The 4,834-nt window shown below is 72.2% G+C and carries 3 protein-coding genes and 1 tRNA gene; 2 read left to right on the top strand and 2 right to left on the bottom strand.

Annotated elements, in window-relative coordinates:
* Positions 1-189: 189 nt before the first annotated feature.
* A complete protein-coding gene (gene pgi, locus ACFVWU_RS44260) occupies positions 190-1,851 on the bottom strand; it encodes a glucose-6-phosphate isomerase (RefSeq protein ID WP_387632251.1) in 1,662 nt (553 codons plus the stop codon).
* Between the two features lie 176 nt (positions 1,852-2,027).
* Complete coding sequence (locus ACFVWU_RS44255; RefSeq protein WP_387632248.1) at positions 2,028-3,611, bottom strand: Na+/H+ antiporter; 1,584 nt, start codon at positions 3,609-3,611, stop codon at positions 2,028-2,030.
* Between the two features lie 162 nt (positions 3,612-3,773).
* Here ACFVWU_RS44255 and ACFVWU_RS44250 point away from each other — a divergent pair, with 162 nt between their 5' ends.
* Both ACFVWU_RS44250 and ACFVWU_RS44245 read left to right on the top strand, forming a co-directional pair.
* Positions 3,774-4,682: an NADP-dependent oxidoreductase gene (locus ACFVWU_RS44250; RefSeq protein ID WP_387632245.1), complete on the top strand. Its 909-nt coding sequence runs from the start codon at positions 3,774-3,776 to the stop codon at positions 4,680-4,682.
* A gap of 70 nt (positions 4,683-4,752) precedes the next feature.
* A tRNA-Lys gene (locus ACFVWU_RS44245) sits at positions 4,753-4,826 on the top strand.
* The last annotated feature ends 8 nt before the right edge of the window (positions 4,827-4,834 follow it).

Raw genomic sequence — 4,834 nt, 5'->3', positions numbered from 1 at the left:
GGGTTAGAGCAGCTGACTCTTAATCAGCGGGTCCGGGGTTCGAGTCCCTGGCGGCGCACAGACAGCCGGAAGGCCCCTTGCGAAAGCAAGGGGCCTTCCGGCGTTTCCCGTCGCAAGACGTCTCCGGTGCGTCCGGTGCGAGAGCCGGCGAGCCGGGCCGCCCGCCGGAGCGGACGGCCCGGCCGGGGCTCAGCGGCCGCGCAGCGCGCGGTAGCGGGCGACCAGCGCCGCGGTGGAGCTGTCCAGTTGCTCGCCGCCCTCGCCGGTGAGCAGCACCGGCTCGATCCGCTTGGCGAGCACCTTGCCCAGCTCGACGCCCCACTGGTCGAAGGAGTCGATGTTCCAGATCGCGCCCTGGACGAACACCTTGTGCTCGTACAGCGCGACCAGCTGGCCGAGCACGGACGGGGTCAGCTCGCCGGCCAGGATGGTGGTGGTCGGGTGGTTGCCCCGGAAGGTCTTGTGCGGGACCAGCTCGGCCGGCACGCCTTCGGCCGCGACCTCCTCCGGGGTCTTGCCGAAGGCCAGCGCCTGGGTCTGGGCGAAGAAGTTGGCCAGCAGCAGGTCGTGCTGGGCGACCAGGCCCGGCAGCAGGTCGGCGACCGGCCGGGCGAAGCCGATGAAGTCGGCCGGGATCACCTTGGTGCCCTGGTGGAGCAGCTGGTAGTAGGCGTGCTGGCCGTTGGTGCCGGGGGTGCCCCAGACCACCGGGCCGGTCTGCCAGTTGACCGGGGTGCCGTCGCGGGTCACCGACTTGCCGTTGGACTCCATGTCCAGCTGCTGCAGGTAGGCGGTGAACTTGGACAGGTAGTGCGAGTACGGCAGCACCGCGTGCGCCTGGGCGTCGAAGAACGCGCCGTACCAGACCCCGAGCAGGCCGAGCAGCAGCGGGACGTTCTGCTCCGCCGGGGCGGTGCGGAAGTGCTCGTCGACCAGGTGGAAGCCGTCCAGCATCTCGCGGAAGGCGTCCGGGCCGATGGCGATCATCAGCGAGAGGCCGATCGCCGAGTCGTAGGAGTAGCGGCCGCCGACCCAGTCCCAGAACTCGAACATGTTGGCGGTGTCGATGCCGAAGTCCTGCACGCCCTGGGCGTTGGTGGACAGCGCCACGAAGTGCTTGGCCACCGCCTCGGTGCCGGCGCCCAGGCCGGTGAGCAGCCAGTCGCGGGCGGAGATCGCGTTGGTGATGGTCTCGATGGTGGTGAAGGTCTTCGAGGCCACGATGAACAGCGTCTCGGCCGGGTCGAGGTCGCGGACCGCCTCGTGCAGGTCGGCGCCGTCCACGTTGGAGACGAAGCGGACGTCCAGGTCGCGCTTGGCGTACGAGCGGAGCACCTCGTAGGCCATCGCGGGGCCGAGGTCGGAGCCGCCGATGCCGATGTTGACGACGGTGCGGATCGGCTTGCCGGTGTGGCCCTTCCACTCGCCGCTGCGGACCCGGTCGGCGAAGGCGGCCATCTTGTCCAGGACGGCGTGCACGCCGGGGACGACGTTGACGCCGTCGACCTCGACGACGGCGTCCCGCGGGGCGCGCAGCGCGGTGTGCAGGACGGCGCGCTGCTCGGTGTTGTTGATCTTCTCGCCGCGGAACATGGCGTCCCGCAGTTCGGCGACGCCGGTGGCGGCGGCGAGCTCGCGCAGCAGCTCCAGCGTCTCGTCGGTGACCAGCTGCTTGGCGTAGTCCACGTGCAGGTCGCCGACCTGCAGGGTGTAGCGGCTGCCGCGCTCCGGGTCGGCGGCGAACAGCTCGCGCAGGTGGGTCTCGCCGAGCTCGTCCCGGTGCTTGGCCAGGGCGGCCCACTGCGGGGTGCGGTCGAGCGGGGTGCGGGCGTCGGCGCGGGTCTCCGACATCGGTGGGTCCTCGATTCATCTGGGTGCAGAAACCGGCAGGGCCAGGCGTGAGGGTTCTTCGCGAGGTCGTGCGGGTACTGGTGGTGCGCCGACTCCGTTGACGGCCTGCCCGGGATCAGCCTATGCAACCCCGGGGGCGGTCGCGCACATTCCGCCCGGCGCGCGCGGACTGCCCGTCACTTCCGTTCCGTCCTCAGGTCCAGCCCGCGCAGCACCTGGTCGACCAGCTCCGGGTCGGCGCCGAGTTCGCTGCGGGCGACGAGCATCTCGCGCCGGGAGGCGGCGATCATCTCCTGTTCGACGTCCCGGGCGGCCCGCCACTGGGCGAGACGCAGCTTGGCCTCGGCGGCGTCCTCCTCGGCGTACTCCTCCGGGCAGAGCCGGGCGAGCCGGTCGTGCTGACGGTCCCGCAGCCGGTCGGCGACCTCGGCGGGCAGCTTGTCCTGCTCCTCCAGCTCGCCGAGCCGACTGAGCCCGGCCTTGGCGGCCCGCCACCAGAGCTGACGCACGGCCTGCTCGTGCTTGTCCTGGTCGATGTCCAGCTCCAGCCGCTTGGCCAGCCAGGGCAGGCTCAGGCCCTGGACCAGCAGGGTGAACAGCACCACGCTGAAGGCGATGAAGACCAGTCGGCCGCGCTCGGGGAAGTCCGCGCCGGAGTGCAGGGTGAGCGGGATGGCGAGGGCCAGGGCGACGGTGGCCACGCCGCGCATGCCGGACCACCAGAGGATCACGCTCTCCTTCCAGCTGAACGGGGTGTCCTCGTCGTCGCCGCGGCGCAACTTCCGGGACACCCAGCCGGCCGGCAGCAGCCAGAGCAGCCGGACCACCACGACCACCGCGATGACCACGGCGGCGTCGCCGATGAAGCCGGTCCAGCCCTTGCCGGCCTCCTTGAGCACCGTGGCCAGCTCCAGGCCGATCAGGCCGAAGGCGACGCCGGTGATCAGGATCTCGACGACCTCCCAGAAGGCGTTGCCGACCAGCCGGTAGGACACGGCGTCGGCGTCGGCGGCCCGTTCGGCGAGGTAGAGCGCGCAGACCACGACGGCGAGCACGCCGGAGCCGTGGATCTCCTCGGCGAGGGCGTAGGCGGCGAAGGGCACCAGCAGGTTGAGCGCGACCTGCTGGGTCGGGTCGTCCAGGCGTTCGGCGAGCTTGGCGTTCATCCAGCCGAGGGCGACGCCGACGACCACGGCGAGCACGGCGGACAGGACGAAGCGCAGCACCGCGTTGCCGACCGAGAAGTCGCCGCTGACCATGGCCTCGATGGCCAGCGAGTAGATGACGATCGCGGTGACGTCGTTGAACAGGCCCTCGCTCTCCAGGATCGCCACCAGGCGCCGGGGCAGGCCGACGCTGCCGGCCACCGCGACGGCGGCGACCGGGTCGGGCGGGGAGACCAGCGCACCGACCGCGATGGCGGCGGCCAGCGGCAGCGCCGGCAGCAGCCAGTGCACCGTGCCGGCGACCGCGATCGTGGTGACCACGACGAGGGCGACGGCCAGCAGCAGGATCGAGCGGATGTTGGCCTTGAAGTAGCGGACCGAGGAGCGCCGGGCGACGGCGAAGATCAGCGGCGGCAGGACCAGCGGGAGGATCAGCTCGGGTTCGAGCGAGACGTCCGGGATCTGCGGGACGAGCGCCATCGCGATGCCGAGCAGGGTCATCAGGACCGGTTGCGGCACCCCCGTCCTGCGGGCGAGTGGCATGGTCACCACGGAAGCGAGCAGCACCAGGAAGAACAGGGGCAGCTGGCCCACGGGGCGGTTCCTCTCGACGGCGGACGGCTGAGCGCCGCCCAGGATAAATCTGACAATGCACCCATATGTGGAGACGCGCCGAACGGCGGCTTGACCTCAAGCGGACTTCACGTTTGAAGATCGAGGACGTTCGAACGGCGAGCTGGCGAGAGGAGCGTCCCCATGAAGGCGGTCACCGTGGTGCGGTCCGGCGGTCCCGAGGTCCTGCGGGCCACCCGGGTGCCCGACCCGGAGCCCGGACCGGGCGAGGTCCGGGTGCGGGTCTACGCCGCCGGGGTGCAGCCGGTGGACCTCGCGATCCGGGAGGGGTTCCGGCCGCCGGGGCTGGCGGTCGAACCGCCGTTCACGCTCGGCAACGAGTTCGCCGGAGTGGTGGACCGGCTGGGCCCGGGCACCGAGGGCTGGCGGGTCGGCGACGAGGTGCTGGGCTTCCGGGTGCTGGACTGCCAGGCCGAGCTGGTCACGGTGGACGCCGCCCAGCTGGTGGCCAAGCCCGCCGCGATGCCCTGGGAGCAGGCCGGCTCGCTCTCCGCCTCCGGCCAGACCGCGCACATGGCGCTCGCCCAGCTCGGGGTCGGCCCCGGCGACGCCCTGCTGGTGCACGGCGCCTCCGGCGGGGTCGGCACCGTCGCCGTCCAGGTCGCCCGGGCCTGGGGCGCCACCGTCATCGGCACCGCGAGCGAGCGCAACCACGAGTACCTGCACGAGCTGGGCGCGATCCCGGTCGTGTACGGCGAGGGGCTGGTCGAGCGGGTCCGGGCGGCGGCGCCGCAGGGGGTGACCGCGGCCTTCGACGCGGCCGGACGGGGCGCCCTGGCGGCCTCGGTCGAACTGGTCGCCGACAAGGACCGGATCGGCACCGTGGTCGACTACCCGGAGGCCGAGCGGCTGGGCGTGCGGGGGCTGCGGGCGCCGCGGACGGCCGAGCGGCTGGCCGAGCTGGTGCGGCTGTGGGAGGCGGGCGGGCTGCGGCTGGAGGTCGCCGAGGCGCTGCCGCTGGAGAAGGCCGCGCAGGCCCACCGGCTGGTCGCCACCGGGCACGTCCGGGGCAAGGTGGTGCTGACCGCCTGAGCGGGCGGGGGCCGCCCGGGCCGATTGTGTGTTTCGGCCGCTGACCAGGTAATGTTCTCCACGTCAGCAAGCGCCGCTAGCTCAGTTGGTTAGAGCAGCTGACTCTTAATCAGCGGGTCCGGGGTTCGAGTCCCTGGCGGCGCACAGACAGC

It is taken from the genome of Kitasatospora sp. NPDC058190, from assembly GCF_042883685.1.
GTDB lineage: Bacteria > Actinomycetota > Actinomycetes > Streptomycetales > Streptomycetaceae > Kitasatospora.
Note: the sequence above shows the minus strand (reverse complement) of the source record. Positions and strands in the feature narration are given on the sequence as shown.

Bases quoted from the DNA above. Each gene is read 5' to 3' on its own strand.
- pgi (WP_387632251.1), bottom strand. From the start codon at position 1,851: ATGTCGGAGACCCGCGCCGACGCCCGCACCCCGCTCGACCGCACCCCG.
- ACFVWU_RS44250 (WP_387632245.1), top strand. From the start codon at position 3,774: ATGAAGGCGGTCACCGTGGTGCGGTCCGGCGGTCCCGAGGTCCTGCGG.